This window comes from Pseudomonas sp. Mn2068 (assembly GCF_049319725.1).
Classification (GTDB): Bacteria; Pseudomonadota; Gammaproteobacteria; order Pseudomonadales; family Pseudomonadaceae; genus Aquipseudomonas; species Aquipseudomonas gingeri.
This window is the reverse complement of sequence record NZ_JBMOUG010000006.1, coordinates 380,134-404,635: the sequence shown is the minus strand read 5'-3', so window position 1 is coordinate 404,635 and position 24,502 is coordinate 380,134. Positions and strand designations below refer to the sequence as shown.

The 24,502-nt window shown below is 64.6% G+C and carries 23 protein-coding genes; 3 read left to right on the top strand and 20 right to left on the bottom strand.

Annotated features, from left to right (window positions below; genetic code table 11):
* Nucleotide 1 precedes the first annotated feature (1 nt).
* The 12 genes from ACL9RJ_RS16905 to ACL9RJ_RS16850 form a co-directional block, all read right to left on the bottom strand.
* Nucleotides 2-2,032, bottom strand: coding sequence for a chemotaxis protein CheA (locus tag ACL9RJ_RS16905; protein WP_178992138.1), 2,031 nt, complete (start codon nucleotides 2,030-2,032; stop codon nucleotides 2-4).
* A 3-nt stretch (nucleotides 2,033-2,035) separates the two neighbouring features.
* The gene (locus ACL9RJ_RS16900) at nucleotides 2,036-2,353 is read right to left on the bottom strand and encodes an STAS domain-containing protein (RefSeq protein WP_017127055.1); all 318 of its coding nucleotides are present in this window, start codon (nucleotides 2,351-2,353) and stop codon (nucleotides 2,036-2,038) included.
* A 7-nt stretch (nucleotides 2,354-2,360) separates the two neighbouring features.
* Complete coding sequence (locus ACL9RJ_RS16895) at nucleotides 2,361-2,726, bottom strand: response regulator (RefSeq protein ID WP_017127054.1); 366 nt, start codon at nucleotides 2,724-2,726, stop codon at nucleotides 2,361-2,363.
* A 35-nt stretch (nucleotides 2,727-2,761) separates the two neighbouring features.
* On the bottom strand, nucleotides 2,762-3,850 hold the full coding sequence (locus ACL9RJ_RS16890) for a methyl-accepting chemotaxis protein (RefSeq protein ID WP_042935669.1): 1,089 nt from the start codon (nucleotides 3,848-3,850) through the stop codon (nucleotides 2,762-2,764).
* Nucleotides 3,851-4,298: 448 nt separating this feature from the next.
* Nucleotides 4,299-5,210 (bottom strand): hypothetical protein, encoded by a 912-nt coding sequence (locus tag ACL9RJ_RS16885; RefSeq protein WP_017127052.1) that lies wholly within the window; start codon nucleotides 5,208-5,210, stop codon nucleotides 4,299-4,301.
* 237 nt (nucleotides 5,211-5,447) lie between these two features.
* On the bottom strand, nucleotides 5,448-5,918 hold the full coding sequence (locus tag ACL9RJ_RS16880) for a YMGG-like glycine zipper-containing protein (RefSeq protein ID WP_103032674.1): 471 nt from the start codon (nucleotides 5,916-5,918) through the stop codon (nucleotides 5,448-5,450).
* Between the two features lie 207 nt (nucleotides 5,919-6,125).
* Nucleotides 6,126-7,208 carry an NAD(P)/FAD-dependent oxidoreductase gene (locus ACL9RJ_RS16875; RefSeq protein WP_103032673.1) on the bottom strand — a complete coding sequence of 361 codons (1,083 nt, stop codon included), beginning with the start codon at nucleotides 7,206-7,208 and terminating at the stop codon, nucleotides 6,126-6,128.
* Nucleotides 7,209-9,233 (bottom strand): LodA/GoxA family CTQ-dependent oxidase, encoded by a 2,025-nt coding sequence (locus ACL9RJ_RS16870; protein WP_017127048.1) that lies wholly within the window; start codon nucleotides 9,231-9,233, stop codon nucleotides 7,209-7,211.
* A 228-nt stretch (nucleotides 9,234-9,461) separates the two neighbouring features.
* A complete protein-coding gene (locus tag ACL9RJ_RS16865; RefSeq protein WP_177119744.1) occupies nucleotides 9,462-9,782 on the bottom strand; it encodes a hypothetical protein in 321 nt (106 codons plus the stop codon).
* A 312-nt stretch (nucleotides 9,783-10,094) separates the two neighbouring features.
* Nucleotides 10,095-12,443 carry an FdhF/YdeP family oxidoreductase gene (locus ACL9RJ_RS16860; RefSeq protein ID WP_017127046.1) on the bottom strand — a complete coding sequence of 783 codons (2,349 nt, stop codon included), beginning with the start codon at nucleotides 12,441-12,443 and terminating at the stop codon, nucleotides 10,095-10,097.
* Nucleotides 12,440-13,279 carry a formate dehydrogenase accessory sulfurtransferase FdhD gene (gene fdhD, locus ACL9RJ_RS16855; RefSeq protein ID WP_103032671.1) on the bottom strand — a complete coding sequence of 280 codons (840 nt, stop codon included), beginning with the start codon at nucleotides 13,277-13,279 and terminating at the stop codon, nucleotides 12,440-12,442. Before fdhD ends, ACL9RJ_RS16860 begins: the two co-directional genes overlap by 4 nt.
* 95 nt (nucleotides 13,280-13,374) lie before the next feature.
* Complete coding sequence (locus ACL9RJ_RS16850; protein WP_017127044.1) at nucleotides 13,375-14,262, bottom strand: LysR family transcriptional regulator; 888 nt, start codon at nucleotides 14,260-14,262, stop codon at nucleotides 13,375-13,377.
* Between the two features lie 137 nt (nucleotides 14,263-14,399).
* Here ACL9RJ_RS16850 and lysM point away from each other — a divergent pair, with 137 nt between their 5' ends.
* Complete coding sequence (lysM, locus tag ACL9RJ_RS16845) at nucleotides 14,400-14,840, top strand: peptidoglycan-binding protein LysM (RefSeq protein ID WP_017127043.1); 441 nt, start codon at nucleotides 14,400-14,402, stop codon at nucleotides 14,838-14,840.
* 136 nt (nucleotides 14,841-14,976) lie between these two features.
* Here the strand turns inward: lysM and yrfG are convergent, their stop codons facing one another.
* Nucleotides 14,977-15,639, bottom strand: a complete 663-nt coding sequence (gene yrfG / locus ACL9RJ_RS16840) for a GMP/IMP nucleotidase (RefSeq protein WP_103032670.1) — start codon at nucleotides 15,637-15,639, stop codon at nucleotides 14,977-14,979.
* Between the two features lie 231 nt (nucleotides 15,640-15,870).
* Here yrfG and nudE point away from each other — a divergent pair, with 231 nt between their 5' ends.
* Together nudE and cysQ are read left to right on the top strand one after the other, a co-directional pair.
* A complete protein-coding gene (nudE, locus tag ACL9RJ_RS16835; RefSeq protein WP_017127042.1) occupies nucleotides 15,871-16,437 on the top strand; it encodes an ADP compounds hydrolase NudE in 567 nt (188 codons plus the stop codon).
* Nucleotides 16,438-16,448: 11 nt separating this feature from the next.
* Nucleotides 16,449-17,276, top strand: a complete 828-nt coding sequence (gene cysQ / locus ACL9RJ_RS16830; RefSeq protein WP_042935703.1) for a 3'(2'),5'-bisphosphate nucleotidase CysQ — start codon at nucleotides 16,449-16,451, stop codon at nucleotides 17,274-17,276.
* Between the two features lie 38 nt (nucleotides 17,277-17,314).
* On the opposite strand, the gene ACL9RJ_RS16825 is transcribed toward cysQ, so the two are convergent.
* From ACL9RJ_RS16825 to rfbB, 7 genes are read right to left on the bottom strand one after another with little or no spacing between them, the layout of a single operon-like run.
* Nucleotides 17,315-17,770, bottom strand: coding sequence for a YiiD C-terminal domain-containing protein (locus tag ACL9RJ_RS16825; RefSeq protein WP_017127040.1), 456 nt, complete (start codon nucleotides 17,768-17,770; stop codon nucleotides 17,315-17,317).
* Nucleotides 17,771-17,792: 22 nt separating this feature from the next.
* Nucleotides 17,793-19,184 carry a sigma-54-dependent transcriptional regulator gene (locus ACL9RJ_RS16820; RefSeq protein ID WP_017127039.1) on the bottom strand — a complete coding sequence of 464 codons (1,392 nt, stop codon included), beginning with the start codon at nucleotides 19,182-19,184 and terminating at the stop codon, nucleotides 17,793-17,795.
* Nucleotides 19,181-20,995 (bottom strand): sensor histidine kinase, encoded by a 1,815-nt coding sequence (locus ACL9RJ_RS16815; RefSeq protein ID WP_178992400.1) that lies wholly within the window; start codon nucleotides 20,993-20,995, stop codon nucleotides 19,181-19,183. The genes ACL9RJ_RS16820 and ACL9RJ_RS16815 overlap by 4 nt, the downstream gene beginning before the upstream one ends.
* A gap of 37 nt (nucleotides 20,996-21,032) precedes the next feature.
* Nucleotides 21,033-21,917 carry a dTDP-4-dehydrorhamnose reductase gene (gene rfbD, locus ACL9RJ_RS16810; RefSeq protein WP_177119740.1) on the bottom strand — a complete coding sequence of 295 codons (885 nt, stop codon included), beginning with the start codon at nucleotides 21,915-21,917 and terminating at the stop codon, nucleotides 21,033-21,035.
* Nucleotides 21,914-22,459: a dTDP-4-dehydrorhamnose 3,5-epimerase gene (rfbC, locus tag ACL9RJ_RS16805; protein WP_017127036.1), complete on the bottom strand. Its 546-nt coding sequence runs from the start codon at nucleotides 22,457-22,459 to the stop codon at nucleotides 21,914-21,916. The genes rfbD and rfbC overlap by 4 nt, the downstream gene beginning before the upstream one ends.
* On the bottom strand, nucleotides 22,456-23,328 hold the full coding sequence (gene rfbA, locus ACL9RJ_RS16800; RefSeq protein ID WP_017127035.1) for a glucose-1-phosphate thymidylyltransferase RfbA: 873 nt from the start codon (nucleotides 23,326-23,328) through the stop codon (nucleotides 22,456-22,458). Before rfbA ends, rfbC begins: the two co-directional genes overlap by 4 nt.
* A complete protein-coding gene (gene rfbB, locus ACL9RJ_RS16795) occupies nucleotides 23,325-24,407 on the bottom strand; it encodes a dTDP-glucose 4,6-dehydratase (RefSeq protein WP_177109401.1) in 1,083 nt (360 codons plus the stop codon). Before rfbB ends, rfbA begins: the two co-directional genes overlap by 4 nt.
* Nucleotides 24,408-24,502 lie beyond the last annotated feature (95 nt).

Sequence of the window (24,502 nt, the reverse complement as noted above, 5' to 3'; positions counted from 1 at the left end):
ATTATTCTCCTGAAAGGCTGGGCAAGGGGGTATGAATCGGGTGTGCCACGGGTTCGGTGGTGGCCTGCAACTGGCGGAACAGACTGGCGATATCGAGGATCAGCGCCACCTGGCCGGAGCCGAGGATGGTCGAGCCGCTGATGCCGCGCAGGTGCTGGAACATCTGGCCGAGGGGCTTGATCACGGTCTGCAGTTCGCCAAGCAACTGGTCGACGATCAGCCCGGCCTGCTGCCGGCCCTGGCTGACCACGACTATGTTGCGGCGCCGGGCGCTGCTCGGTGTCAGGCCGAAATGCCGGTCGAGGGCGATGCACGGCAGGGGCTTGCCCCGCAGGTTGAGATAGCCCTGGCCCTGGCTCAGCCACTCGGGTCCGGCCTCCATGCATTCGGTGACCATATCCAGCGGGATGACGAAATTGTCCTGGCCGACGCCGACCTGGAAGCCGTCGATGATCGCCAGGGTCAACGGCAGGCGGATGCGGAAGGTACAGCCCTGGCCGGCCACCGAGTCGATCTCGATCACCCCGCGCAACTGGTCGATGGCACTGCGCACCACATCCATGCCGACGCCGCGGCCGGAGAGGTTGGAGACCTGTTCGGCGGTGGAGAACCCGGCTTCGAAAATCAGCAGGTGGATATCCGGATCGCTGAGCTGCGCGTCCGGGTCCACCAGGCCCTTGTCGATGGCCTTGGCCAGGATCCGCGCGGTGTTCAGGCCACGGCCGTCGTCGCTGACTTCGAGGACGATCATGCCGGAGTCGTGATAGGCATTGAGGCGCAGGTTGCCTTCGGCGGGCTTGCCGACGGCCAGGCGCTCGGCAGCCGACTCGATGCCGTGGTCGATGGCGTTGCGCACCAGGTGGGTCAGCGGATCGGCGATCTTGTCGATCACCGACTTGTCCAGTTCGGTCTCGCCACCGACCAGGCTCAGCTGGATATTCTTGTCCAGTTCCTGGCTGACATCACGGACCACCCGATGGAAGCGATTGAAGGTCTCGCCGACTTCCACCATGCGCAGTTTCAACGCCGCTTCGCGGATCTGCTCGACATGCTGGTGCACGGCCTGGGTGGTTTCCATGCAACCGCTGTCGGCACTGCGCCGCGCCTGCATCTGCGCCCCGGCGGTGCTGATCACCAGTTCGCCGACCAGGTTGATCAGTTCGTCGAGCTTGTGCGCGGCGACCTTGACCATCGTCGTGTCGAGGCTGCGGCGGTCACGGCTGGTCGTAGTCTTTGCCGGGGGCGTATCGAGGGCCGGCGACGGCTCGGTGACGGGCGCCATCACCGCCATGGCGGGCGGCTCGACAGGGCTGAGGCGGAGCTCGCAGAAGTCCTGGATAAACTCGAAGACTTCCTCGATTTCCGTCTGGCTGGCGGCGGTCAGCAACTGGAATTCAAAGCCCAGGTGGCAGGTTTCCGGGTCCAGTTGATCGAGGGTCGGCAGGGCGTCGCTGCGGGTTCGCAGGGCGATGATTGCGCCCAGGCGCTTGAGGTAGCGCAGGAACGCCGCGGGGTCGAAGCCGTTGCGAAACAGCTCCTCGGAAAAGCTGATGGAAACCTGCCAGGTGATCGAGTCCGCCGCCCCTGGAGGGGCGTCTTGTGGCTCAACCGGAGCCGACTCCGCGGGCGCTTGCCCCTGGGCCTCGAACAGCGCCGCGAGCAGGGGCGCCTGACGGGCCTCGTCGGCGTCCAGCAGGCCGCTGTCGGGGTCGACGCGCTCGATCATCGCGCTCAACTCGTCCATGCAGTTGAGCATCAGCGAGGTCAGGGCCGGGGTCAGTGCGCGCTGGCCGTCGCGCACCGACATCAGCAGGCTTTCCAGGTGGTGGGTGAGGTTGACCAGTGGCGTCAGCGAGAAGATCCCGGCAGAGCCCTTGAGGGTATGCACGGCGCGGAACAGGCTGTTGACCGCGTCCTGGTCGGCGGGGCTGGTCTCAAGGCGTAGCAGGCTGTCCTCGGCGTCCTTGAGCAGGTCGCGACCTTCGCTGAGAAAGCCCAGCAACAGCTGGTTCCATTGTTCGCCACTGAGCATGGGTCAGTCCTCGGTCTGGACGGCGGGGTACAGGGATTCCAGGTTCAGGAGTGTCAGCAGTTCCCGGGCGGTGTCGGAGACCTGGCTCACGGTGGCGGGATGATCGATGGAGGACAGCGCCCGCTGGATCGCCAGGAGCAACTGGGCACCGGCGCTGTCGAGTTCGCTCAGGCCGCTCAGGTCCAGCTGCCAGGGGCCCGGTGGCAGCGGCAGCAGGCCGAGCAACTGTTCGCGGGCCATACTGACTTCGTAGAGGGTCAGGTCGCCCTTGAGGCGCAATTGCGCGGGCGTGCCATCGACAGCGGGTGTCAGCGAGAACATGGTGTGTTCACCCCAGGAGCTTTTCGACAGCTGCCAGCAGTTGCTGGGGCTGGAACGGCTTGACGATCCAGGCCTTGGCCCCGGCGGCCTGGCCCTCGGCTTTCTTCGACTGCTCGCTTTCGGTGGTGAGCATGATGATCGGTGTGAAGCGGTATTCGTTGCGGGCCTTGACCGCCTTCACCAGCCCGATGCCGTCGAGGTTGGGCATGTTCACGTCGCTGATGATCAGGTTGATCTTCTGCCCGGTCAGCTTGGTCAGTGCGTCGCGGCCGTCGCAGGCTTCGATGACCTGGTGACCGGCGGCGGTCAGGCTCATTTTCACCAGTTGGCGCATCGACAGGGAGTCGTCGACGATCAGGATGGTCTTGGCCATGTTCATCACTCTTGCAAAGGGAAAAGCGGGAGAAACTAGAAGAAGGTCACGTCGCTGCTGGCCGCCGCCTGGGGCCGACCCTGTCGCTCTTCGTCGGTAGTGAAGCGCTGGCGCAGGCGTTCGAGCCAGGCGGGCGGGTCATTGAGACTGCTGTCCTGGCTGGCAATGGCTTCGAGCAAGTGGGTGAGGTCGGCCTGGACATGGTCGAGCATCTGGTCGGTGCGGTCCTGGAACTGCAGGTTGACCATGATGGCCTGGATGTCGGCCTGGGTGTCCCGGGCGTCCTGTTGCAGGGCGCGGGAGGCATCGGTCAGCTCGTCGAGGTTGTCCCCCAGGCGTGCCATGACCTGGGTCACCGAGCGGTTGAGGAAGTCCAGGTTGGCCTGTTCGCTGGTGCCCAGTTCGGCGGCGGCGCTGATGGTGGTCTGGATCGCATGGTTGATTTCGCCGACCTTGGCATCCATGCCCTGGCCGGTTTCGGCGGACAGGGTGGAGAGCTTGCGCACTTCGTCGGCGACCACCGAGAAGCCCCGGCCGTATTCGCCAGCGCGAGCTGCCTCGATGGCGGCGTTGAGCGCCAGCAGGTTGGTCTGGCTGGCGATTTCCTGCACCCGCTTGGCCATCTGCTGCAACTGGCTGGCGTAGTCGCCCAGGTGGCTGATGGTGCCGAGCAGTTCGTGCTGGCGCTGGCTGCTGGTTTCGAAGGACTGGGTCACTTCATGCAGGCGGTCGTTGGCATCGCGCAGGCTTTCGCCGACACCGCCGCTGCCGAGGATGCTTTCGGAGTTGTGCAGGCCGCCTTCCAGGCGTGTGGCGATATTGGCGAAACGCTGGAACAGCTCGCTGATATTGGACTGCAGCAGTTCGCGGCTCTGGCCGATGCTGTCGCTCCAGCTCGGCGCGACGGCCGGCAGCAGGACATGCAGTTCGGTGGCAGGGGGGGCGGTATCGGGGTGTGGCGTAAGGGAGGTGGCGAGCGCGGCGTTCGGCGCCTTGGTGACACGCAGGCCTATGACGGCGGCGGCGATAAGCACGAGGCCGGCACCATTGAGGAGGGGGTGGGCGAGAAACAGCCCGACAGCACTAAGCGCGATCCCTAACCAGACTCCAAGATAGATCCGCATCTCCTGCTTCCATTGCATAGCTCAAGGTCGGCGGATCATATCGGTAGCATATTGATATCAGTATCGGGATAACCCTTAATCCGACTGACCGGACAGCTTGTGTTTTCGCGTGTGCAATTGGTTTTTAAATTGACCGCTCGGACAGATATTTCGACCATCATCCAGTAACGGCAAAGGCTCCTGGGAAGATGGTGCAAAGGCTCTAACGTGCGGCCTCTAGGAATTCGGCTTAAGGCATCGGCGAGCGAGAGATGTAATGGAATGTAACGCATCTCCCCTGGCCATGGACTACGGGCGGGGCGGATTAAGCGTAACGCTTACAAGCGCGGCGACCCTCGGGAGAGGGCCGCCGCCGGTACATCAGTGCACGAACAGCGCGATCAGGATAATGACCGGGATGGGTACACCCAGGAAGAACAGTAGAAGTGAGCGCATGTTGATTCTCCTATTAACGCAGGGTCACGGCTTCGGTGGTGTGGTATTCGCCGGCTTCCAGGTAGGTCACGCCATCGCGCTGGCGACCGCCGAACGTGGCGGCGAGGCTGGCGAAGAAGGCACCGATGAGCAGCGCGATAAACATCCACAGGGTTGACCAGGCGGCGGCCTTGGCAGCGCGATCGGCAGCCTGGCGGGCGTCGTCTACGGCCTGGCGGGCCTGGCCGTAGACCTGGTCCACACGTGCTTCGGCCTGGGCCTGGCTGAGATTGGTACGCTGACTGACCAGCTGCGCCAGGTAGGCGCGGTCGTCAGCGCTCAACTGACTGTTGCCCAGGCTGCGGGCGAAGATCCGCGTGACCACGGCGTGGGCGGCGTCTTCGCTGACGGCCACCGGGCGGTTATCGCGAAACAGCAGGTCGATGAAGTAGTCGGAGTTGCCCGCGGTGTTCTGCGTGGCGGTGCTGGCGAGGCTGCTCGTGGCCCCGGAGGCGACCGTCGCCCCCGCCTTGACGCCGCCGCCGACCAGACCGCTGACGGAGCCGGCTACCACGGTGACGGTCAGCAGGGTTGCCACGGCCCAGGCCAGAAAACCATGGGCGGTATCGCGGAAGTAGACCTCATCGCTGTGCATGCGGGTCCACTTCACCCGCAGGCGCCCGGCGAGATAACCGCCCATGCCCGAGGCGAGGATCTGTGTCACGGCCAGCCAGACGATCGCCGAGATGCCAAGTCCCTTGGCACTGACGCCTTCGCCCGCCCAAGGCGAGACGGCGGAAAAGCCCAGCCCGGCACCGAGCATGAGCAGCAGGAGAGAAAGTGCGGCCGCGGCGGCGGCTCCGGCAAAGATCGCCGCCCAGGAAACTCCTGAGTGATTCGACGAGTCGTGCACTGCGCCAGGGTAGGTTTCGGCGTTCCCGATCATTGTTGTTGTGCTCCATAAGTGAGAGACATGCAGCCTTCACTCAGGAGATAGCAGCGGACGTGCCAAACCCTCGATTGAAAAAATCAGTATTTATTTCAGTGGGTTACAGGCAGGGCTGGGTCTGAGGCCCATGCAATCTGCATGGTCGATGGATTTGCCGACGGGCTTTATGCATGGGGGAGCGAGGGATCGTGCCCAAGCCAAGGGAATGCCTGGGCGGCATTCCCTTGCGCTGACTCAGTCGCGCCAGTGACGACCGTGCTTGCGATGGCCATAGGCGTGCCCACGGCCACGGTGGTCACCGCGATAGTCGCGACGGTCATCCCGGTAACGGCGATCTTCGCGATCGCTGGAGTTGCCCATGTAGTTACCCAATGCACCGCCGGCGCCACCGCCCGCCGCAGCGCCGATCAGGCTGCCGGTGCTGCCGCCCATGCTGCGGCCGACCACGTTGCCACCGGCCGCGCCGAGGGCCCCGCCGATGGCGGCTTCGCCACGGCTGCGCCGGTCGGCACCCACCGCACTACCGCCCGCGCCGCCCAGGGCCGCGCCGATGGTCGAACCGGTGTTACCGCCCAGCGACTGGCCGACGGCGGAGCCGAGCACGCCGCCCAATGCGCCACCAATACCGGCTTCGGTGGTACCGCCAGCCGACGCGAGGCCACTGGCCAGGCTCAGGGACAACAAGAGAATCGACGAGAACTTCATGTGAGAGGAGCCTCAAAGGGATGACGGCGCGATCCTGAGGCTTGTGACGGAGTCGTTACAATGGAAATCCGACGAATAGCACGGGTTGTATACAAAATCATAACTTACTGTTTTTACTGGGGAACTTAGTCGAAAAAAGACAGTCCTAGATCACTTCAACCCTGCCGTTTCGCGCGTCCTGCGCATCGTCAACGCGCTTTTTCGACGCTAGCGCCGTCTCCAGAAAAGCGACTCGCTCCAGCGTTTTTCCATCCCGTAGAACTGCTTCCGGTTAACCAGGTAGGCGGCGTAGATCCGTGCCAGCAGATCGGCATAGGCCGGTAGCGCCTTGTCGTCGCCCTGCAGCGCGGCATGCACGGCCTGGGCACAGTGAATGCCGCAGTAAAGCGCGGTGGCGATGCCTTGCGAGGACAGCGGGTCGAAGGACAGCGCCGCATCGCCGACGGCCGCCCAATGCTCGCCATGGAACACGGAAAGCCGTCCGCTGCCGGCATCCATGCCGTGGACCGAGGTGCCGGGCAGGTAGCCATGTTGCTGGCACAGGTCGCGGAGCAAGTGCGTCTGTTGCAGCAGTCGCCAGAGGCCCTGGCTGTTCAGCAACTGCTGGCGGTCGAGCAGGTCGAGATCGCTGAGGTAGGTCACCAGCCGCTCTCCAGAGGGCAGCAGCACGCTGTACCACCAGCCGTTCTCGACCGCCTCGACCAGGGTCCGGCCGTCCCGGTCGGTGGCCCGGGGGCTGTGCAGCAACAGGTAGAACGCCACCAGCCGATCATTTTCCAGGCGCTGTGCCCCTTGCTGGCGGGCGAACACGGCCGGGCGGCCACCGGCGTCGATCAGCCAGCGGCTGCGGACCCGGTGTTCGTGACCGTCGCGGGCGAGGCGCAGGCAGAAACCGCCCTCGTCGGGTGTCTGGCTCAAGCGCGTGGATTCGTGAAGCGCCACCCCGGCCTGGCGGGCGGCGGCACGCAGGTGACGATCGAAAGCGGCACGGTCCAGTTGGAAGCCCTGGCCGTGGGTACGGAAGATGAAGTCATCGGTGTGCGGCTCATCCGAGCCCCACACCGAGACATTGCCGTAGCTGGGGCGATGCCCGGCGGCGAGAAAGCCGTCGAGCACCCCCAGGTCGGCGAGCAGCGAGCGGGCCGAAGGAGGAAAACCCTCGCCCACCCGAAAACGCCCGGCAGGCGCCGAATCGGCCAGCAGCACCCGCCAGCCCTGGCGAGCCAGGGTGATGGCGGTCGCCGAACCGGCCGGACCGCCACCGACGATGGCGACGTCGTAGTCTTCCATCTAGGTCGGACGGTTTCCGGGGTTGACGGCGCGTGGTGCCTCCCGGGCCTCTTCCTGACTGCTGAAGTTGGCCCCCTTGGGTGGCCGTGGTCCCGCGGCGCCGGGACTGCCCGCCGCCGCAAAATCGGCCGCCAACTGCGCACTGGCAAAGGTCTGCGCCTGGGTAATGGCCGGGCCGTAGCTGGCGACCATCATCGTGTCCGGGTAGACGGCGCTGCCGGAGATGCCCTTGCGTACTTCCAGCAGGCCCATGGAGCCGAAGATATCGACCATGGTCTTCATCTGTACCGCGGTCGGGGTCTTTTCCGGATAGTTGATATCCAGCGGCGCGTTCCAGTTGCTGCGCTCGACAAAGGCGACGAGGCGCTGCTCCGGCGGCACCGAAGGGTCGGTGACCAGGGCGTAATCGGCATCGCTGAGCACTTGGTTGGGGACGCGGGCGGGCCAGAATGTCGAGGTGAACGGGTTGTAGGCCGGGTCGTAGCCGCCACGGCAATAGGCCGTGTCCGCCTGCCAGGGCAGGCCCATCCAGCGGTTCAGGTCACCGGGCCCCTGGCCGTACAGCGGGCCGCCGACGGCCAGTGCCTGGGCCTGGTTCAGGGTTTTGCCGTAGTCGGGTTGCGAGCTGCCGGCCGGACGCTGGCGAATGCGCCAGGGCTTGGCATACAGCGGCAGGTGACGCATCGGCCAGGTCAGTTCGCAGCCGGGATGGAAGGCATCGGCCAGGCAGAAGTCCAGGGCTGCACGGTCGAGCATCGCCGGTTGCTCGGCCAGGGGGACCGAGTCGAGGTGCTCGGGCAGCGGATCGCCGGCCCAGTCGGATTCGAAGGTGCCAGCGGCCCAGAGGCTGAGCGCCTGGTACTGGGTCTGGGTAATCGCGGCGTTCTGCCGTGGGCTCGGGTTGGGTATCGAGGTCATGGCATCGCCATAGATCCATGGCCAGGGCAGGACGTTGCCATCGACCGGGTCGGGCTGGCGGAAACTGTTGAAGATCTGCCGGCGGGTTTCACCGAACACATCATAGTTGTCCGACGTCGGCTTGCTCGCCAGTTGGGCGATGAAGGCCGGGTCTTCGAAGTTGTAGCGGCCGTTATGGCCGAACTGGGTGGCGAAGCCCTGGTTGACCCATTGCAGGCCTGACAGGCGTTGCAGGATCGGATAGACATCATGCCGGAACGATACCGAGGTGCTCGGCTTCAGCCAGCCGGCCCCGATGAACAGGTCATAGGTCAGGTCGTACAGGGTGCGTATGGCTTTTACCTGCGGTGCGTAGTTCGGCGGCGCGGTGACGACCCAGGCCGGCTCCACCGGGATCGAGCGACCGCCGATACTGACCTGGGCGCTGACCGGGCCATCGCTGGTATCGTCGTACCAGCCGTCGGCGTTGATAAAGCTGTTGTCGTCTGTCGGGTTGAAGATCGGTGTGCCTTTGGGCGAGGCGGAGACGCCGCGACCGCCGAGGAACAGCAACCGACCCTGGGCGTCCGTGCGCAATTCGCCGAGGTAGACCGGCGTGCCCTGGAACGTCCCGTTGAACTCGACTCCCGATGCCAGGGTGCCGCTGATATGTTGCAGGCCGCCGTCAATGGTCAGTTCGCCGCGGGCCTTGGCGTCGGTGACTGTCGCATTGCGCAGGGGCAGTACCACCTTGGCGGCTTCGGGGATGTCCATCGCCAGTTGCCACTGGTACCACTGCGCCTTGCTGTTGGCGACATGGGCCGACCAGGTGATATCGGCGTTTTCCGTGGTCAGCTCGGCGACCACTTCGCCGGCCAGGTTATAGCCGTAGATCCGGAATTCGGCGGCCTGGCGCTTCAGGGCGCCCTGGGCATCGCGATAAAACCCGAGGGGCTCGGGCCGGGGTTCCGTAACCTGCGGGCCGACAAAATATTCCGCCTCGCTGTTACCGACCCGCGCGACGCCGATGGCCGGGTGGATCGCGGCGCTGACGATGCGGTTGTCCTTGCTGGGGGAGGTTGGGGTGTCGCCTTGGTGGTGCGTGGTGTGACCGGGCGTGATCGACATGAGTACTCTCCGCAATCCGTGCTAAAGAGGAAGTTGCCCGACCTGCGGGCAGGATCCCTGGGCGGGTGCCGGCCATCACATTCGAATGGATGAAGAGCACCGCCCGGAGACTCTAGTAAAGGGCCATCAGTTTGTCGAATGGCCTTTTGCTATTACCTCGACGATGATCCTGGGCTGCGGTTATCAAGGCACCCGAAACGAGCGTCGATCAGCTTGCACGGATCATGATCAGGCTGGCCTCACTGACTGTTTCTGTCCAAGCGAGGGGCCTGGCACTATTCCTCGTTCCGCCAGCCAAAGACGACCGGCCTCAGTTGTCCGATAGGCCTGTTGCGGATGATTGACCACTTCGGCATGGGTATACTCCAGAAAGCCTGCCTTGCTGCGCAGCGGGTTGATATGCCCCGTCTTCAGCGGCCCCATCTGCCTGTTTAATTGCCTGGCCAGTTGATCTGCGCTGTGTGGGCGGAGCGAGCAAAGCCAAAGGATTAGTGGCCACAGCTTTTCCTTGCGCGCCTTGGGTGAGAGCGTCTCGATGGCGGCAAGCAATGTGGAGGGTAACTCCCTCGTATTCGAGATGAGGTCATCCGTATTTGGGATGAGGTCACCCGTATTCGGGACTTCAGTTACGCCGGATGCGATGATCGAGGGGGGGCGCTGGCTGTCACCTCCGCCCTTTTGTACCTGCGTAGGTTAGCGGCGCTGAGGCATGGGCGTCAGAGGCTGATCATTGATCACCGGGGTCAAGAGGTGGGTGCTAAAAGATCTCTTTTACTTGACTGAATTTTCCTAAAAAGACCAAGACATTACGCCTTCTTGATGTTTGGCAGAGCGCCATTGCAGCGCCCTGCCATTTGTCGATCAGCTCGCCTTGGCCATGATCAAGCCGGTTTCGCTGGCCATTTCCAGGCGGATCGCGACGAACTTGGAGGTCGGTGTGTGGCTGCCGTCGCCGACGCTTTCCAGGGGCACCAGCGGGTTCACTTCCGGGTAGTAGGCGGCGGCCTGCCCGGCGGGAATGTCGAAGGCCAGCAGGGTGAAGCCCTTGACCCGGCGCTCGCGGCCGTCTTCCCAGAGCGACACGATATCGGCCTTCTGCCCCGGCTTGAAGCCCAGGCGGATGATGTCCGCTTCGTTGACGAACAACACGTCGCGCTGGCCCTTGACCCCACGGTAGCGGTCATCGAGGCCGTAGATGGTGGTGTTGTACTGGTCGTGAGAACGCATCGACTGCATGATCAGGTCTGGCACCTTGCCGGTGGCGTGGGTGCGTTCGTGGATCAGGTCGGCCGGCAGGATGTTCGAGCGGAAGTTCGCCCGGCCCGATGGGGTGTTCCAGCGCCGGGCGCCGGCGGCGTTGCCCAGGTAGAAACCGCCCGGGAGTTCGAGGCGCTGGTTGAAGTCCTTGAAGCCGGGAATGGTATCGGCGATCAGGTCGCGGATGCGTCCGTAGTCGGCCACCAGCCAGTTCCAGTCCACCGGGTGGGTGCCGAGGGTCGCGGCGGCGATGCCGGCGATGATCGACGGTTCCGAGCGCATCTGCCTGGACAGCGGCTGCAACTGGCCGTTGGAGGCGTGGACCATGCTGAACGAGTCTTCCACGGTGACGGCCTGTGCGCCTTCGGTCTGCAGGTCGATATCGGTGCGGCCCAGGCACGGCAGGATCAGCGCTTCCTTGCCGTGGGTCAGGTGGCTGCGGTTGAGCTTGGTGCTGATCTGCACGGTCAGGTCGCAGTTGCGCAGCGCTTCGAAGGTGCGCGGGCTGTCCGGGGTGGCCTGGGCGAAGTTGCCGCCAAGGCCGATGAAGACCTTGGAGCGGCCGTCGAGCATCGCGTGGATGGCTTCGACCACGTTATGGCCGTTGCTGCGCGGTACCTTGAACTGGAAGCGGCGTTCCAGGGCATCGAGGAAGGCCACCGGTGGGCGTTCGTTGATACCCATGGTGCGGTCGCCCTGCACGTTGCTGTGGCCGCGTACCGGGCACAGGCCCGCGCCCGGGCGGCCGATATTGCCGCGCAGCAGCATCAGGTTGGCGATTTCCTGGATGGTCGGCACCGAGTGCTTGTGCTGGGTGATACCCATGGCCCAGCACATGATGACGTTCTTGCCTTTGAGGTACATCCGCGCCGACTGCTCGATCTCCACCAGGGTCAGGCCCGACTGCGAGACGATCTGCTCCCAGGGGGTGTCGTCGATGGCGGCCAGGTAGTCGAGGACATTGGCGGTGTGCTCGTTGAGGAAGTCGTGGTCGAACACCGACGGTTCGTTCGCCGCCTGGGCATCGCGTTCCCATTGCAGCAGGAACTTGGCCATGCCGCGCAGCAAGGCCATGTCGCCACCCAGCGCGGGGCGGAAATAGGCGGTGTTGGTCGGCTTGTCGCCGTTGGTGAGCATCTCGATCGGGTGCTGCGGATGCTGGAAGCGTTCCAGGCCGCGCTCCTTGAGCGGGTTGATGCAGACGACCTGGGCGCCGCGTTTCACCGCTTCACGCAGGGGTTCGAGCATCCGCGGGTGGTTGGTGCCGGGGTTCTGGCCCCAGACGAAAATCGCGTCGGCGTGTTCGAAGTCGTCGAAGGTCACGGTGCCCTTGCCGACCCCGACACTTTGCGCCAGGGCCACGCCGCTGGCTTCGTGGCACATGTTCGAGCAATCGGGAAAGTTGTTGGTGCCGAAGGCCCGGACAAACAGCTGGTACAGGTACGCCGCCTCGTTGCTGGCCCGGCCCGAGGTGTAGAACTCGGCCTGGTCGGGGCTGGACAGGTTCAGCAGGTGCTTGGCGATCAGCGCGTAGGCGGCTTCCCAACTGATGGGCTTGTAGCGGTCGGTCGTCGGGTCGTAGCTCATCGGCTCGGTCAGGCGCCCCTGGTATTCGAGCCAGTAGTCGGACTGTTCGAACAGGGCGCTGACGCTGTGCTTGGCGAAGAACGCGGCATCCACCCGGCGCTTGGTGGCTTCCCAGTTGACCGCCTTGGCGCCGTTTTCACAGAACTTGACCATGCCGCTTTCCGGCGAGTCGCCCCAGGCGCAACCCGGGCAGTCGAAGCCGCCGTTCTGGTTGGTCTTGAGCATCATGCGCAGGTTCTTCAAGGCGTTGTCGCTGGTCAGCCAGGCCTGTGCCACGCTGATCAGGGCACCCCAGCCGCCGGCCGCGCCCTTGTAGGGCTTGTAGCGTGGAGTCGGGATCTGGTCGGCTTGTTGATGATTGCTCACGCTTGGTTCTCCATCGCAGGGCTGTAGACCCGCGGCGCACTTTTCTGCGGCAGGTGGATGAGATTGAGGTTGTGCCGGCGGGCCCATTGCAGGGCCAGGCCGGTGGGGGACGACAGGCTGACCAGGGTCTGGATGCCGGCCCGCAGGACTTTCTGGATCAGTTCGAGGCTGCAGCGGCTGGTGACGATGGCCAGGCCGCCGGCGGTCGGGATCTGCTGGCGGACCAGCGCGCCGATCAATTTGTCGAGGGCGTTGTGCCGGCCGATATCCTCGCGGCCCAGCAGCAGTTCGCCCTGGTCGTTCATGAACAGCGCCGCGTGCACCGCGCCGGAGTACTGGCCCAGGGGCTGGAAGGCGCTGATACGCTGGCGCAGGTTGTCCAGCCAGGCGGCCGGCGGCAGGGGCGCGCCGGGCAGCACAGCCAGTTCGGGCAATGCCTGTTCCACCGCTTCCACGCCACACAGGCCGCAGCCGCTGGTGCCGGCCAGTTGGCGGCGTTGTTCCTTGAGGTTCCAGAACGCGCGGCTGGAGATCTCCACCTCGGCATGTTGCGCCGAGCCGCTGCCGCTGAGCTTCAGGTCATAGAGTTCGGAGGCGTCATGGATAATCCCGCTGCCGATGCTGAAGCCGACGATAAAGTCTTCCAGGTCGGTGGGCGTGACCAGCATCACCGCCTGGCTGATGCCGTTGTAGGCAATGGCCAGCGCCACCTCTTCGGCCAGCGCGGTTTCGGCGGCCGCGCTGTGATCGAGGTTGCAGTACTGGTAACTCTGGCTGGCGGCGGGCGCGGGTGCTGCCGGGGCAGGGATCGCGCAGGCCTCTGGCTTGGCGTTCATGAGGGCATTACCGGTGGAATATCCAGTATCAAGACTAAGCGCGGCAAAAGGTCGCGTCTAATTGCTAGTACTGATCCACCGATAGATGCCGTCGATCAAGATTCGCTTTGCAATTTCTGATAGAGCGCGAAACAGGCTTCCGCCAGGGCCGAGCGCGGGGCCCCGCGGCGCATGATCAGGCCCAGCCGGGCCAGGGTCTGGGCGTTTTCGATCGGTTGCAGGCGCAGGTGGTCGGTCAGGGCCTCGAAACCTCCATGCAGCGGCATGATCGCGCAGCACAGGCCGCCGTGTACGGCTTGCAGCAACTGATGAACGGCATCGGTCTGCAGCAGCGGTTGCGGGCTCAGGCCGCGGCTGTGGAAGTTGTGGTCGATGGACTGGCGAAAGTGCATGCCGCTGGTGAGCATGCCCAGGGGCAGCTCGATCAGCGCCTCCCAGCTCAGGGGCTGCTCGCCGAAGTCGAAGAAACGCTGGTCGTAGAGCAGGCCCATGGCGGTTTCACTCAGCGCCAGGGCTTCGAAGCGGTCGGTGTCCAGGCGTTCGAGATAGGACACCCCGAGGTCGAGGCGATTGCTCGCCAGCTGTTCGAGGATCTGCTCGGAACTGAGGGACGACAGCTCGAAGCGCAGGCTCGGGTGTTCGCCGTGCAGGCGCTGCATCAGGTGCAAGGGGTCGAAGCTCGACAACGGCACCACACCCAGGCGCAGGGTCCCGACCAGGTTGCCGCGACAGGCGGCGGCTTCCGCCTGGAGCCCGTCGTAGGCCGCCAGCACGGTACGGGCCCAGGCCAGCACGCGTTCGCCGGGGGCGGTGAAACCTTCGAAGCGCTGGCCGCGATTGACCAGTTGCAGCTCGAGTTCTTCTTCCAGGCTGCGCAGGCGCATGGACAGGGTCGGCTGGGTGATATGGCAGCGCGCCGCCGCCTGGCCGAAGTGGCGGGTCTCGTCCAGGGCAATCAGGAATTTCAGCTGTTTGATGTCCATCGTCGCTCCAGGCGCGGTCCAGGCCGGGATTCTAGCGCGGTTGGACTACGCTGAGTCATTGGTCGGTCCGGAACCTGTCGCAGACGTCGCCGGTCTAGTCTTTCGCGTCTGGACATCACTCTTGAGGAGAAAGAACCATGAGTATCTTGAGCTTTGTGAAAGAGGCGGGCGAGAAACTGATCGACCTGCTGACGCCGGGCAACGCCCATGCCGGCGAGCAACTCAAAGACCATATCGCCAAGGTCGGCCTCGGCAATCCCAATGTCCAGGCCACGGTGGACGGCGACAAGGTCACGGTGACGGGGCAAGTGGCGAGCCAGGAGGAGAAAGAAAAGGTCCTGCTGGCGCTGGGCAATATCGCCGGGGTCGGCAGCGTCGACGACCAGATCGCCGTCAGCGGGCCGGTACTGAAGGCCGCGCGGTTTGTCGTGGTGAAGAAGGGCGACACGCTCAGCGCGATTTCCCTGGCGGTCTATGGCAGCGCCAATCAGTACAACAAGATCTTCGAGGCGAACAAGCCGCTTTTGTCACATCCTGACAAGATTTATCCGGGGCAAACCCTGCGGATTCCTGACTGATTCATACGTAAATGGATCGTTCCCACGCCTGGCGTGGGAACGCCTCTCGGGACGCTGCGCGTTTGCTCTCCAGGTGACGCGGAGCGTCACGGGCTGCATGCCCACGCGGAGCGTGGGAACGATCAGGCACTCCGGATCAAAGGCCTTTGATCAACTCACGGTAGTCGCCGACCGCGGCAAACTCCTCGGTGTCCTTGGGGCCCTTGCGGCTGTCCGGTTCGCTCACCGCCAGCAGGTGCGCGACGCCGAAACGCCCGGCACTGCGCAGGATCGGCAGGGTATCGTCGATAAACAGGCTGCGCGCCGGATCAAAGCCGATATCGGCCTGCAGCGCATCCCAGAACTGCGGGTCTTCCTTGGCGAAGCCGTAGTCATGGGAACTGATCAGCCGTTCGAAATACGCCGCCAGTTCGATTCGCTCCAGCTTCAGCGACAACGAGTCGCGATGGGCATTGGTGATCAGGATCACCCGTTTGCCCGCCTGCCTGATCGCCGCCAGAAAGGTATCGGCATCCGGGCGCAGGGCGATCAGGTCAGCGGTCTCGCGCTTCAACTCACGCACCGGCAGCTTCAGTTCGGCGCTCCAGAAGTCCAGGCAGTACCATTTCAGCTGGCCGGCATGGTCCTTGAACAACGGCCCCAGTTCCGCTTCGGCCAGGGCCAGGCTGACACCGTGCAGTTCGGCATAACGCCGGGGCAGGTGCTCCATCCAGAAGTGGTTGTCGTAATGCAGGTCGAGCAGGGTGCCGTCCATATCCAGCAGAACGGTATCGATGTCTCGCCAGGGTAATGAGGGCATGGAAAACTTCTCGAACGGTAAAGAGATATCCGACACAGACAATCGGAAAAGCCACGGTATACAGCCTCTTTGAAAGCGTCGCGAGCGAAGATGAGACAAGGCGAAAACAGGCGAGGACGGTGAGTTTACCGCTGTAAATGATCCGTCCGAGCCTGTTTTCAACGCAGTATCATCGAGCGCAGCAGCTTGCAAAGAGGCTGTATAGTAACGCGTTAATGTAAAGGAGCCTCCATGCGCCAGAAACCTACGGTACTTGCCCGCGAAATCGTCGCCAGCAGCCGCCTGTTCCGTGTCGAACAGGTGCAGTTGCGTTTTTCCAACGGTGTCGAGCGCACCTACGAACGGTTGGTGGGCAAGGGCGCGGGTTATGGGGCCGTGATGATCGTGGCGATGATCGATGCCGAACATGCGCTGCTGGTCGAGGAGTATTGCGGCGGCACCGACGAATACGAGCTGTCGTTGCCCAAGGGCCTGATCGAACCGGGCGAAGATGTACTGGCGGCGGCCGAACGTGAGTTGAAGGAAGAAGCCGGTTATGGCGCCCGGCAACTGGAGCACCTGACCGAGCTGTCCCTGTCGCCGGGTTACATGAGCCAGAAGATCCAGGTGGTCCTGGCCAGCGACCTTTATGAAGAACGCCTGGAGGGTGACGAGCCGGAGCCGATGCGGGTCGACCGGGTGAACCTGCGCGAGCTGTCCAGCCTGGTGCTGAACCCGCAGTTCAGCGAGGGGCGTGCCCTGGCGGCGTTGTACCTGGCCCGGGACCTGCTGACCCAGCGTGGAGTGTTTCAACCATGAGTGATCTGTTCGTGAATCTGCCACACCCGTACCTGGCCCCGGTGATCGAACTGGCGCGCCAGGCCGGTGAGGCGATCCTGCCGTTCTGGCGCGCCGATGTCGAAGTGATGGACAAGGCCGATGCCTCGCCGGTGACGGCGGCGGACCTGGCGGCCCATCACCTGATCCTGGCCGGCCTGACCGCCCTGGATCCGGGCATTCCGGTGCTGTCCGAAGAGGACGCCGATATCCCGCAGGCGGTGCGCGCCGGTTGGCAGCGCTGGTGGCTGGTGGACCCGTTGGACGGCACCAAGGAATTCATTTCCGGCAGTGAAGAGTTCACCGTGAATATCGCCCTGATCGAGCAGGGCCGGGTGGTGTTCGGCGTGGTGTCGATGCCGACCAATGGCCGCGTCTACTTCGGTGGCTCGGGCCTGGGCGCCTGGCGCGCGGATGCCGGCCTGGCGCCGGAGCCGATCCGGGTGCGCGAGCTGCCGCCGGCCGGTGCCGCGTTTACCGTGGTTGCCAGTCGTCGGCATTCGAGCCCCGAGCAGGAGCAGTTGCTGGCCGGATTGAGCGCCAGCCTGGGTGAACTGGAACTGGCGAATATCGGCAGCTCGCTGAAGTTCTGTCTGTTGGCCGAAGGGGCGGCGGACTTCTATCCGCGCCTGGCGCCGACGTCCCAGTGGGACACGGCGGCGGCACAAGGGGTGCTGGAGGGCGCCGGTGGCGAGGTGCTGGAGTTGAGCGGCGAGCGCTTCAGCTACCCGGCGCGGCCATCGTTGCTCAACGGGTTTTTCCTGGCCTTGCCGGCCAAGGCGCAGTGGCGCGGGCAGTTGCCGGACCTGCTGCGCGACTGAAAACGCCGTGTCCCTGCAGGCGCCAGCTCCCACAAAGATCAGCGGTGCAGCACGTACTGCCCGCTGAAACTCACCGCTTCGTCCTCGCTGCCGGCATTCATCACCTGGGTCTCCAGGGTCAGCCGCGCCCGCCCGTAGCGCTGGTAGGTCGCGAGGAATTTCTTCCAGGTCTTTTCATCCGGTGCCGCGCAGCGTGCCTCGGCATCGCCGGTGACCGGCAGCGGATAGCTGATCCGGCCTTCCTGGATGACGATATGCCCATCGTCGATCCCCGCCTCGCGCAGGCTCAGGTGCAACCAGCCCCAGCCGGCCAGCACCGCGCCGCAGTACAGGCTGCCGCCGAACATGGTGCTCTTGTGGTTGACGTTCGGTTCCAGCGGCAATTGCAGGCGCAGTTGCCCGGCGTCCCAGCCACCGACCTTGAGACCCATCTCGCGGGTCAGGGGAATGTCGTGATGGAGGATGGACTCCAGGTAGCGACTGTCGCGGTTCATGCAGTGACCTCTGTGGCGTGATTCATTCGAGTTCGTCGCTGGCACTGTTGCTGCCGCTGTCGAAGCTCAGCCCGTGCTTGCGCAGCTTGTCGTGGAGGGTCTTGCGCGGGATGCCCAGGGCCTCGGCCAGGCTGCGCAAGGAGCTGTGGGAGCGTGCCAGCTCGGCGGCGATCAGGGATTTCTCGAAGTGCTCGACCTGCTCGCTGAGTCCGCCCTCGATCACGCCGGCGATGCTGGCGTCGAGACTCGCCGACGCGCTGTTGTCCAGCGCCAGTTCCAGGCCGAGGGCAAAGCGTTCGGCGGCGTTCTGCAGTTCGCGCACATTGCCCGGCCAGGTATGGCGCAGCAACAGCGCTCGCTGCGCCGGTTGCAGGCTGTGGGGCGGCAGGCCATGGCGAGCGCTGGCTTCGTCGGCGAAATGCTGGAACAGGATCAGTGCATCTTCGCCGCGTTCGCGCAGGGGCGGAATCCGCAGTGGCGCGACATTCAGCCGGTAGTACAGGTCGGCGCGGAAACGGCCCTGGTCGGCGGATTGACGCAGGTCTTCCTTGGTCGCGGCGATGATGCGGATATCCAGCGGGATCAACTGGTTGCCGCCCAGGCGCTCGACCACCCGTTCCTGCAACAGGCGCAGCAGCTTGACCTGGACGTCCAGGCTCATGCTTTCGATTTCATCGAGGAACAGGGTGCCGCCGTTGGCGAATTCGAACTTGCCGATACGGCGTTTCTGCGCGCCGGTGAAGGCGCCGGGCTCGTGGCCGAACAGTTCGCTTTCCACCACCGACTCGGCCAGCGCCCCGGCGTTGATCGCCACGAACGGGCCGTTGCGCCGGCTCGACAGGTCGTGCAGGGCGCGGGCGACCACTTCCTTGCCGGCCCCGGTTTCACCGAGGATCAGCACGTCGGCCTTGGTCGCCGCCAGGGCGCCGATCTGTTCCCGCAGGCGCAGCATCTGCGGCGAGTGGCCGACCAGGCGCGCGCTGAGTTGCTGGCGATCGCTCAGGGCCAGGCGCAGGCTGCGGTTGTCCAGCACCAGGCGGCGCAGGGCCAGGGCCCGGCGCACGCTGTCGAGCAGGGCGTCGCTGGCGAAGGGTTTCTCCAGGAAGTCATAGGCCCCGGCGCGCATCGCCTGGACGGCGAGGGGCACGTCGCCGTGACCGGTGATCAGCAACACCGGCAGTTCCGGGTCCTGGGCATGCAGTTCGTTCAGCAGGTCGAGGCCGTCCATGCCCGGCATGCGGATATCGCTGACGATCACCCCCGGCCAGTCGCGTTCGATGCGCCCGGCCAGGCCCTGGGCCTCGGCCAGCGGCAGGATCTTCAGGCCGGCGAGATCGAGTGTCTGGCTCAGGGCCTGGCGCAGGTGGGGATCGTCGTCGATCAGTACCACCTGGATGTGGTGGTCGATATTCATACAATCGAGTCCTCGGCAGGTTGCAGGCTGACCCCCGGCGCGCCGGCGCGCAGCCGCAGGGTAATCAGGGCGCCGCCTTCACGGTGGTTGGCGAACAGCAGTTCACCGCCGAAGGCGCGCATCAGGGAGTCACAGATCGCCAGGCCGAGGCCGAGGCCCTGGGTGCGCGTCTTGGTGGTGTAGAACGGCTCGCCGGCGCGGCCCAGGGCTTCGAGACAGAATCCCGGACCGTTGTCGCGAATGGTCAGGGTGACGCCTTCCGGCGACGACTGGGCGCTCAGCCAGAGTTTGCGCGGCGGGCCCTTTTCGGTCAGGGCATCGAGGGCGTTCGCCAGCAGGTTGCCGAGGACCTGGCGCAGGCGGGTTTCCCCGGCCTCGACCCACAAGGCGGCGGCCGGCAGGTCGCGGATCAACTCGACCTCCATGGCCCGGCGGCGCTTGGCCAGCAGCGCCAGGGCATCGTCGAGCGCCGGTTGCAGGGCGACGCTTTCCGGGGCATGCCGGTCGCGGCGGGCAAAGGCGCGCAAGTGGGCGATGATCGAAGCCATGCGCCCGGTCAGTTCGCTGATCAGCTTGAGGTTGCCGCGGGCATCGTCGGTGCGTTCGTGGTCGAGCAGTACCTCGGCGTTTTCCGCATAGCTGCGGATCGCCGCCAGCGGCTGGTTGAGTTCGTGGCTGATGCTCGCCGACATGGTGCCAAGGGCCGAAAGCTTGCCGGCCTGGACCAGGTCGTCCTGGGCGCGGACCAGTTCCTGCTGGGCGTGTTCGCGCTCCAGTACTTCCTGCTTGAGCCGGCGGTTGAGCCCTTCCAGGTCGCTGGTCCGTTCGGCCACGCGCATTTCCAGTTCGCGGCGGGCCTTGGCCTCGAAGGCGATCCGCTCCAGGTAGTGGCGTCGGCGCTGCATCATCAGGCCGAGCAGCAGCATCAGCACCAGCAGGGTGGCGCCACCGACCGCGACCACGGTGCGTACCGGGCGGTCGATCAGGGTGCGCGGGGCGAGGATGCTGACGCTCCAGCCGGTTTCTTCGATCTGCTGGGTCTGGGTCAGCCAGGCCTTGGGATTGATGTTCAGCGGCTGCGGATTGCGGGTCGGATAGGGCTGGATGGCGGTGATGGCATCGCGTTCCGTATCGCTCAGGGCGCGGGTAGCACGAAAGCGCCATTCCGGCCGCGAGGTGAGGATCACCACGCCGTTGTGGTCGGTCATCAGCAGCTGTTCGGGCGTCTTGCCCCAGAGGCTTTCGGTGTGGTCCAGGTCGACCTTGACCACCAGCACGCCGATGACTTTCTCGCCATCGCGAACGGCGGCGGCGAAGAAGTAGCCGCGTTTGCCCGAGGTGGTGCCGAGGCCGAAGAAGCGTCCCAGGCGCCCGGCCATGGCTTCGCTGAAGTAGGGCCGGAAGGCGAAATTACGCCCGACGAAGCTGTCGTGCTTGTCCCAGTTGGAGGCGGCCAGGGTCTTGCCGCTGGTGTCCATCAGGTACATGACTTCGGCACCGGTCTGGCTGCAGATGTCGCGCAGCAGGCTGTTGGCGTTTTCTATGCGCGGGTTCTGCTCCGGTTCGGCGAGGGCGGCGCGCAGGGCCGGCAGGTCGCCGAGGATCTGCGGCAGGACTTCGTAGCGATGCAGGGTGCCCAGCAGGTTGGCGACGTACAGGTCGAGGGTCTGGCGATTCTGGCCCACCAGCTCGCTGCGGTAGTAACGTTCGGCGAGGTGTTCCAGCGGCCACAGCAAGGGCGCCAGGCACAGGAACAGCAGGGCCAGGCTGCGCCAGCGGGGTCTGCGGGGAATGGGTGGGGTCGTGATCATCGAGAACATGCGCCGGTGGAGTCCGACGCATTATGTCTCAGCCCTGCTCCGCAAGACACTCGCGTAATGCGGTATGCCAGTCGGGCTGGCTCACGTGCCATTCGCGCAACAGGCGGCTGCAGTCCAGGCGCGAGTTCAGCGGGCGGGTGGCGGGGGTCGGGTAGGCGCTCGACGGGATGGCTTCGAGGATCGCACAAGGCTTGTCCAGGGCCAGCAATTGCTCGCCGATGGCCTGGGCAAAGCCGAACCATGAGGTTTCGCCGCTGGCGGTCAGGTGGTAGGTGCCCCAGGCGCCGGCCTGGCCCGCCTGCCAGCGTTCGATCAGGGCGCGGGTGCTGTTGGCGATGGTCCCGGCCCAGGTCGGCGCGCCCACCTGGTCGGCGACGATGCGCAGTTCCGGTTTCTCCTGCAGCAGCCGCTGCATGGTCAGCAGGAAGTTGCGCCCGTGGCTGGAGTAGACCCAGCTGGTGCGCAGGATCAGGTGCTGGCCGTGGGCCGCGGCGATGGCCCGTTCGCCGGTCAGCTTGCTTTCGCCGTAGACGCTCAGCGGGTTGGTCGCGTCGTCTTCGTTGTAGGGTTCGGCCTTGCTGCCGTCGAACACGTAGTCGGTGGAGTAGTGAATCAACGGGACGCCCAGGTCGGCGGCTTCCTGGGCCAGGATGCCGGGCGCGGTGGCGTTGATCGCGAAGGCCAGTTCCGGCTCGGATTCGGCCTGGTCGACGGCGGTATGGGCGGCGGCGTTGATGATCAGGTCGGGGCGATGGGCGCGGACCTGCTGGCGGATCTGCTCCGGGTGCGCCAGGTCGAGCTGGTCACGCCCCAGCACCAGCAGTTGGCCGAGGTCGCCCAGGCGCTTCTGCAACTCGCGGGAAACCTGGCCATGCTGGCCGCTGATCAGGATTTTCAGGGGAGATGGGCTCATTCGAACAGATCGGCCTCGTGCAGGGATTTACCGTTCTGATCCTTGGCCGAGAGTTGTGGAACCCCTTCGAATTCCCAATCGATGGCCAGGGTCGGGTCGTCCCAGCGGATGCTGCGCTCGGCGCTGGGGGTGTAGTAGTCGGTGGTCTTGTAGAGGAACTCGGCGTAGTCGCTGAGCACCACGAAACCGTGGGCGAAGCCTTCGGGCACCCAGAGTTGACGATGGTTCTCGCCGGACAGGCGCACGCCGACCCATTGGCCGAAATGCGCCGAGCTGCGGCGGATATCCACGGCTACGTCGAGGACCTCGCCGGCAATGACCCGGACCAGTTTCCCCTGGGTGTTTTCCAGCTGGTAGTGCAGGCCGCGCAACACGCCTTTTTGCGAGCGCGAGTGGTTGTCCTGGACGAACTCCAGATCCAGTCCGGTGGCCTCCTGGAAGGCGCGGGCATTGAAGCTTTCGTAGAAGAAGCCACGCTCGTCGCCAAACACCTTGGGCTCAAGGATCAGCACGCCCGGCAGGCGTGTCGGTGTTGCCTTCATCGTTGCTCTCCGGCGAGGGTGAACAGGTACTGACCGTAGCCGGTCTTGCCGAAATAGCGGGCGCGTTCAAGTAGGTGCTCACGATCGATCCAGCCGTTCTGGTAGGCAATCTCCTCCAGGCAGGCGACTTTCAGCCCCTGGCGGTGCTCGATGGTCTGCACGTACTGCGAGGCTTCCAGCAGGCTGTCGTGGGTGCCGGTATCGAGCCAGGCGAAGCCTCGGCCGAAACGCTCGACGTGAAGATCGCCACGCTTGAGGTAGGCATTGTTGACGTCGGTGATCTCCAGTTCGCCCCGAGGCGAGGGCTTGACCGCCTTGGCGATCTCGATCACGTCGTTGTCGTAGAAATACAGGCCGGTCACCGCATAGCTGGATTTCGGCCTGGCGGGTTTCTCTTCGATGGACAGTGCGCGACCTTCGCTGTCGAAGTCGATCACGCCGAAGCGTTCCGGGTCCTTGACCCAGTAGCCGAAGACCGTTGCGCCCTTGGGCTGCCTGGCGGCGCTTTTCAGTTGGGTGCTGAAAGACTGCCCGTGGAAGATGTTGTCACCCAGGATCAGGCATACCGGGTCATTGCCGATGAACGCCTCGCCGATCAGGAATGCCTGGGCCAGTCCATCGGGAGACGGTTGCTCGGCGTAGCTGAAGTGCACGCCGAACTGGCTGCCGTCGCCCAGCAGGTTGCGGTACTGCGGCAGGTCCTGCGGCGTGGAAATCACCAGGATCTCGCGGATGCCGGCCAGCATCAGTACCGAGATCGGGTAGTAGATCATCGGCTTGTCGTAGATCGGCAACAGTTGCTTGGATACCCCGAGGGTGATCGGGTGAAGACGGGTGCCGGAACCACCGGCCAGGACGATACCTTTCATGCCAACAATTCCTTGTGATCGAGGGAGCCCAGGCGTTCGCCCTGATAGCTGCCGTCCTGGACCCGGCGGCACCATTCCAGGTTGGCCAGGTACCACTGCACGGTCTTGCGCAGACCGCTTTCGAAGGTTTCTTCAGGTGTCCAGCCCAGCTCGCGCTCGATCTTGCCGGCGTCGATGGCGTAGCGCAGGTCGTGGCCCGGGCGATCCTTGACGAAGGTGATCAGGTCGCTGAACCGCTCGACGCCGGCCGGGCGTGCCGGGGCCAGTTCTTCCAGCAGGGCACAGATGCCACGGACCACATCGATGTTCTTCTGCTCGTTATGACCGCCGATATTGTAGGTCTCGCCCACCGCGCCGTCGGTCACCACCTTGAACAGCGCGCGGGCATGGTCCTCGACAAACAGCCAGTCGCGTACCTGCAGGCCGTCGCCGTACACCGGCAGCGGCTTGCCGGCCAGGGCATTGAGGATCACCAGCGGGATCAGTTTTTCCGGGAAGTGGAACGGGCCGTAGTTGTTCGAGCAGTTGGTCAGCAGTACCGGCAGGCCGTAGGTACGGTGCCAGGCGCGGACCAGGTGGTCGGACGCGGCCTTGCTCGCGGAATATGGCGAACTGGGGGCATACGGTGTGGTTTCGGTGAACAGGTCGTCGACGCCATGCAGGTCGCCATACACTTCGTCGGTGGAGATATGGTGGAAGCGGAAGGCGCTTCTTGCCGGCTCGGCAAGCTTCGACCAGTAACCACGAGCGGCTTCCAGGAGGCTGTAGGTCCCGACGATATTGGTCTGGATAAAATCCGACGGACCGTCGATGGAGCGGTCCACATGGGACTCGGCGGCCAGGTGCATGATCGCATCGGGCTCGAAGCGCGCCAGGACTGCGCTGACGGTCGCCTGGTCGACGATATCGGCCTGGACGAACTCATAGCGGGTATCGGTCGCGATGCTGGTCAGCGACTCGAGGTTACCGGCATAGGTCAGCTTGTCGAGGTTGAGGACTTCATGTTCAGTGTTCCGGATCAGGTGCCGAATCAGGGCGGAGCCGATAAAACCGGCGCCGCCGGTGACGAGAATACGCATGTCGGTGTGCCTTTTCCTTAGACAGACATTTAAGCAATGAAGCATAGCTTGTGGGTAGGCGCAGAGCGGTGCAAGTACGATTGCTCCTGTATCGG

Excerpts from the sequence above, each read along its gene's own strand:
- rfbD (WP_177119740.1), bottom strand. The coding sequence starts at position 21,917 with ATGAGCCCATCTCCCCTGAAAATCCTGATCAGCGGCCAGCATGGCCAG.
- ACL9RJ_RS16890 (WP_042935669.1), bottom strand. The coding sequence starts at position 3,850 with ATGCGGATCTATCTTGGAGTCTGGTTAGGGATCGCGCTTAGTGCTGTC.
- nudE (WP_017127042.1), top strand. The coding sequence starts at position 15,871 with ATGCGCCAGAAACCTACGGTACTTGCCCGCGAAATCGTCGCCAGCAGC.
- ACL9RJ_RS16850 (WP_017127044.1), bottom strand. The coding sequence starts at position 14,262 with ATGGACATCAAACAGCTGAAATTCCTGATTGCCCTGGACGAGACCCGC.
- ACL9RJ_RS16905 (WP_178992138.1), bottom strand. The coding sequence starts at position 2,032 with ATGCTCAGTGGCGAACAATGGAACCAGCTGTTGCTGGGCTTTCTCAGC.
- ACL9RJ_RS16875 (WP_103032673.1), bottom strand. The coding sequence starts at position 7,208 with ATGGAAGACTACGACGTCGCCATCGTCGGTGGCGGTCCGGCCGGTTCG.
- rfbA (WP_017127035.1), bottom strand. The coding sequence starts at position 23,328 with ATGAAAGGTATCGTCCTGGCCGGTGGTTCCGGCACCCGTCTTCACCCG.
- ACL9RJ_RS16900 (WP_017127055.1), bottom strand. The coding sequence starts at position 2,353 with ATGTTCTCGCTGACACCCGCTGTCGATGGCACGCCCGCGCAATTGCGC.
- lysM (WP_017127043.1), top strand. The coding sequence starts at position 14,400 with ATGAGTATCTTGAGCTTTGTGAAAGAGGCGGGCGAGAAACTGATCGAC.
- ACL9RJ_RS16815 (WP_178992400.1), bottom strand. The coding sequence starts at position 20,995 with ATGATCACGACCCCACCCATTCCCCGCAGACCCCGCTGGCGCAGCCTG.
- ACL9RJ_RS16895 (WP_017127054.1), bottom strand. The coding sequence starts at position 2,726 with ATGGCCAAGACCATCCTGATCGTCGACGACTCCCTGTCGATGCGCCAA.
- ACL9RJ_RS16870 (WP_017127048.1), bottom strand. The coding sequence starts at position 9,233 with ATGTCGATCACGCCCGGTCACACCACGCACCACCAAGGCGACACCCCA.
- rfbB (WP_177109401.1), bottom strand. The coding sequence starts at position 24,407 with ATGCGTATTCTCGTCACCGGCGGCGCCGGTTTTATCGGCTCCGCCCTG.
- ACL9RJ_RS16825 (WP_017127040.1), bottom strand. The coding sequence starts at position 17,770 with ATGAACCGCGACAGTCGCTACCTGGAGTCCATCCTCCATCACGACATT.
- yrfG (WP_103032670.1), bottom strand. The coding sequence starts at position 15,639 with ATGCCCTCATTACCCTGGCGAGACATCGATACCGTTCTGCTGGATATG.
- rfbC (WP_017127036.1), bottom strand. The coding sequence starts at position 22,459 with ATGAAGGCAACACCGACACGCCTGCCGGGCGTGCTGATCCTTGAGCCC.
- fdhD (WP_103032671.1), bottom strand. The coding sequence starts at position 13,279 with ATGAACGCCAAGCCAGAGGCCTGCGCGATCCCTGCCCCGGCAGCACCC.
- ACL9RJ_RS16880 (WP_103032674.1), bottom strand. The coding sequence starts at position 5,918 with ATGAAGTTCTCGTCGATTCTCTTGTTGTCCCTGAGCCTGGCCAGTGGC.
- ACL9RJ_RS16885 (WP_017127052.1), bottom strand. The coding sequence starts at position 5,210 with ATGATCGGGAACGCCGAAACCTACCCTGGCGCAGTGCACGACTCGTCG.
- ACL9RJ_RS16820 (WP_017127039.1), bottom strand. The coding sequence starts at position 19,184 with ATGAATATCGACCACCACATCCAGGTGGTACTGATCGACGACGATCCC.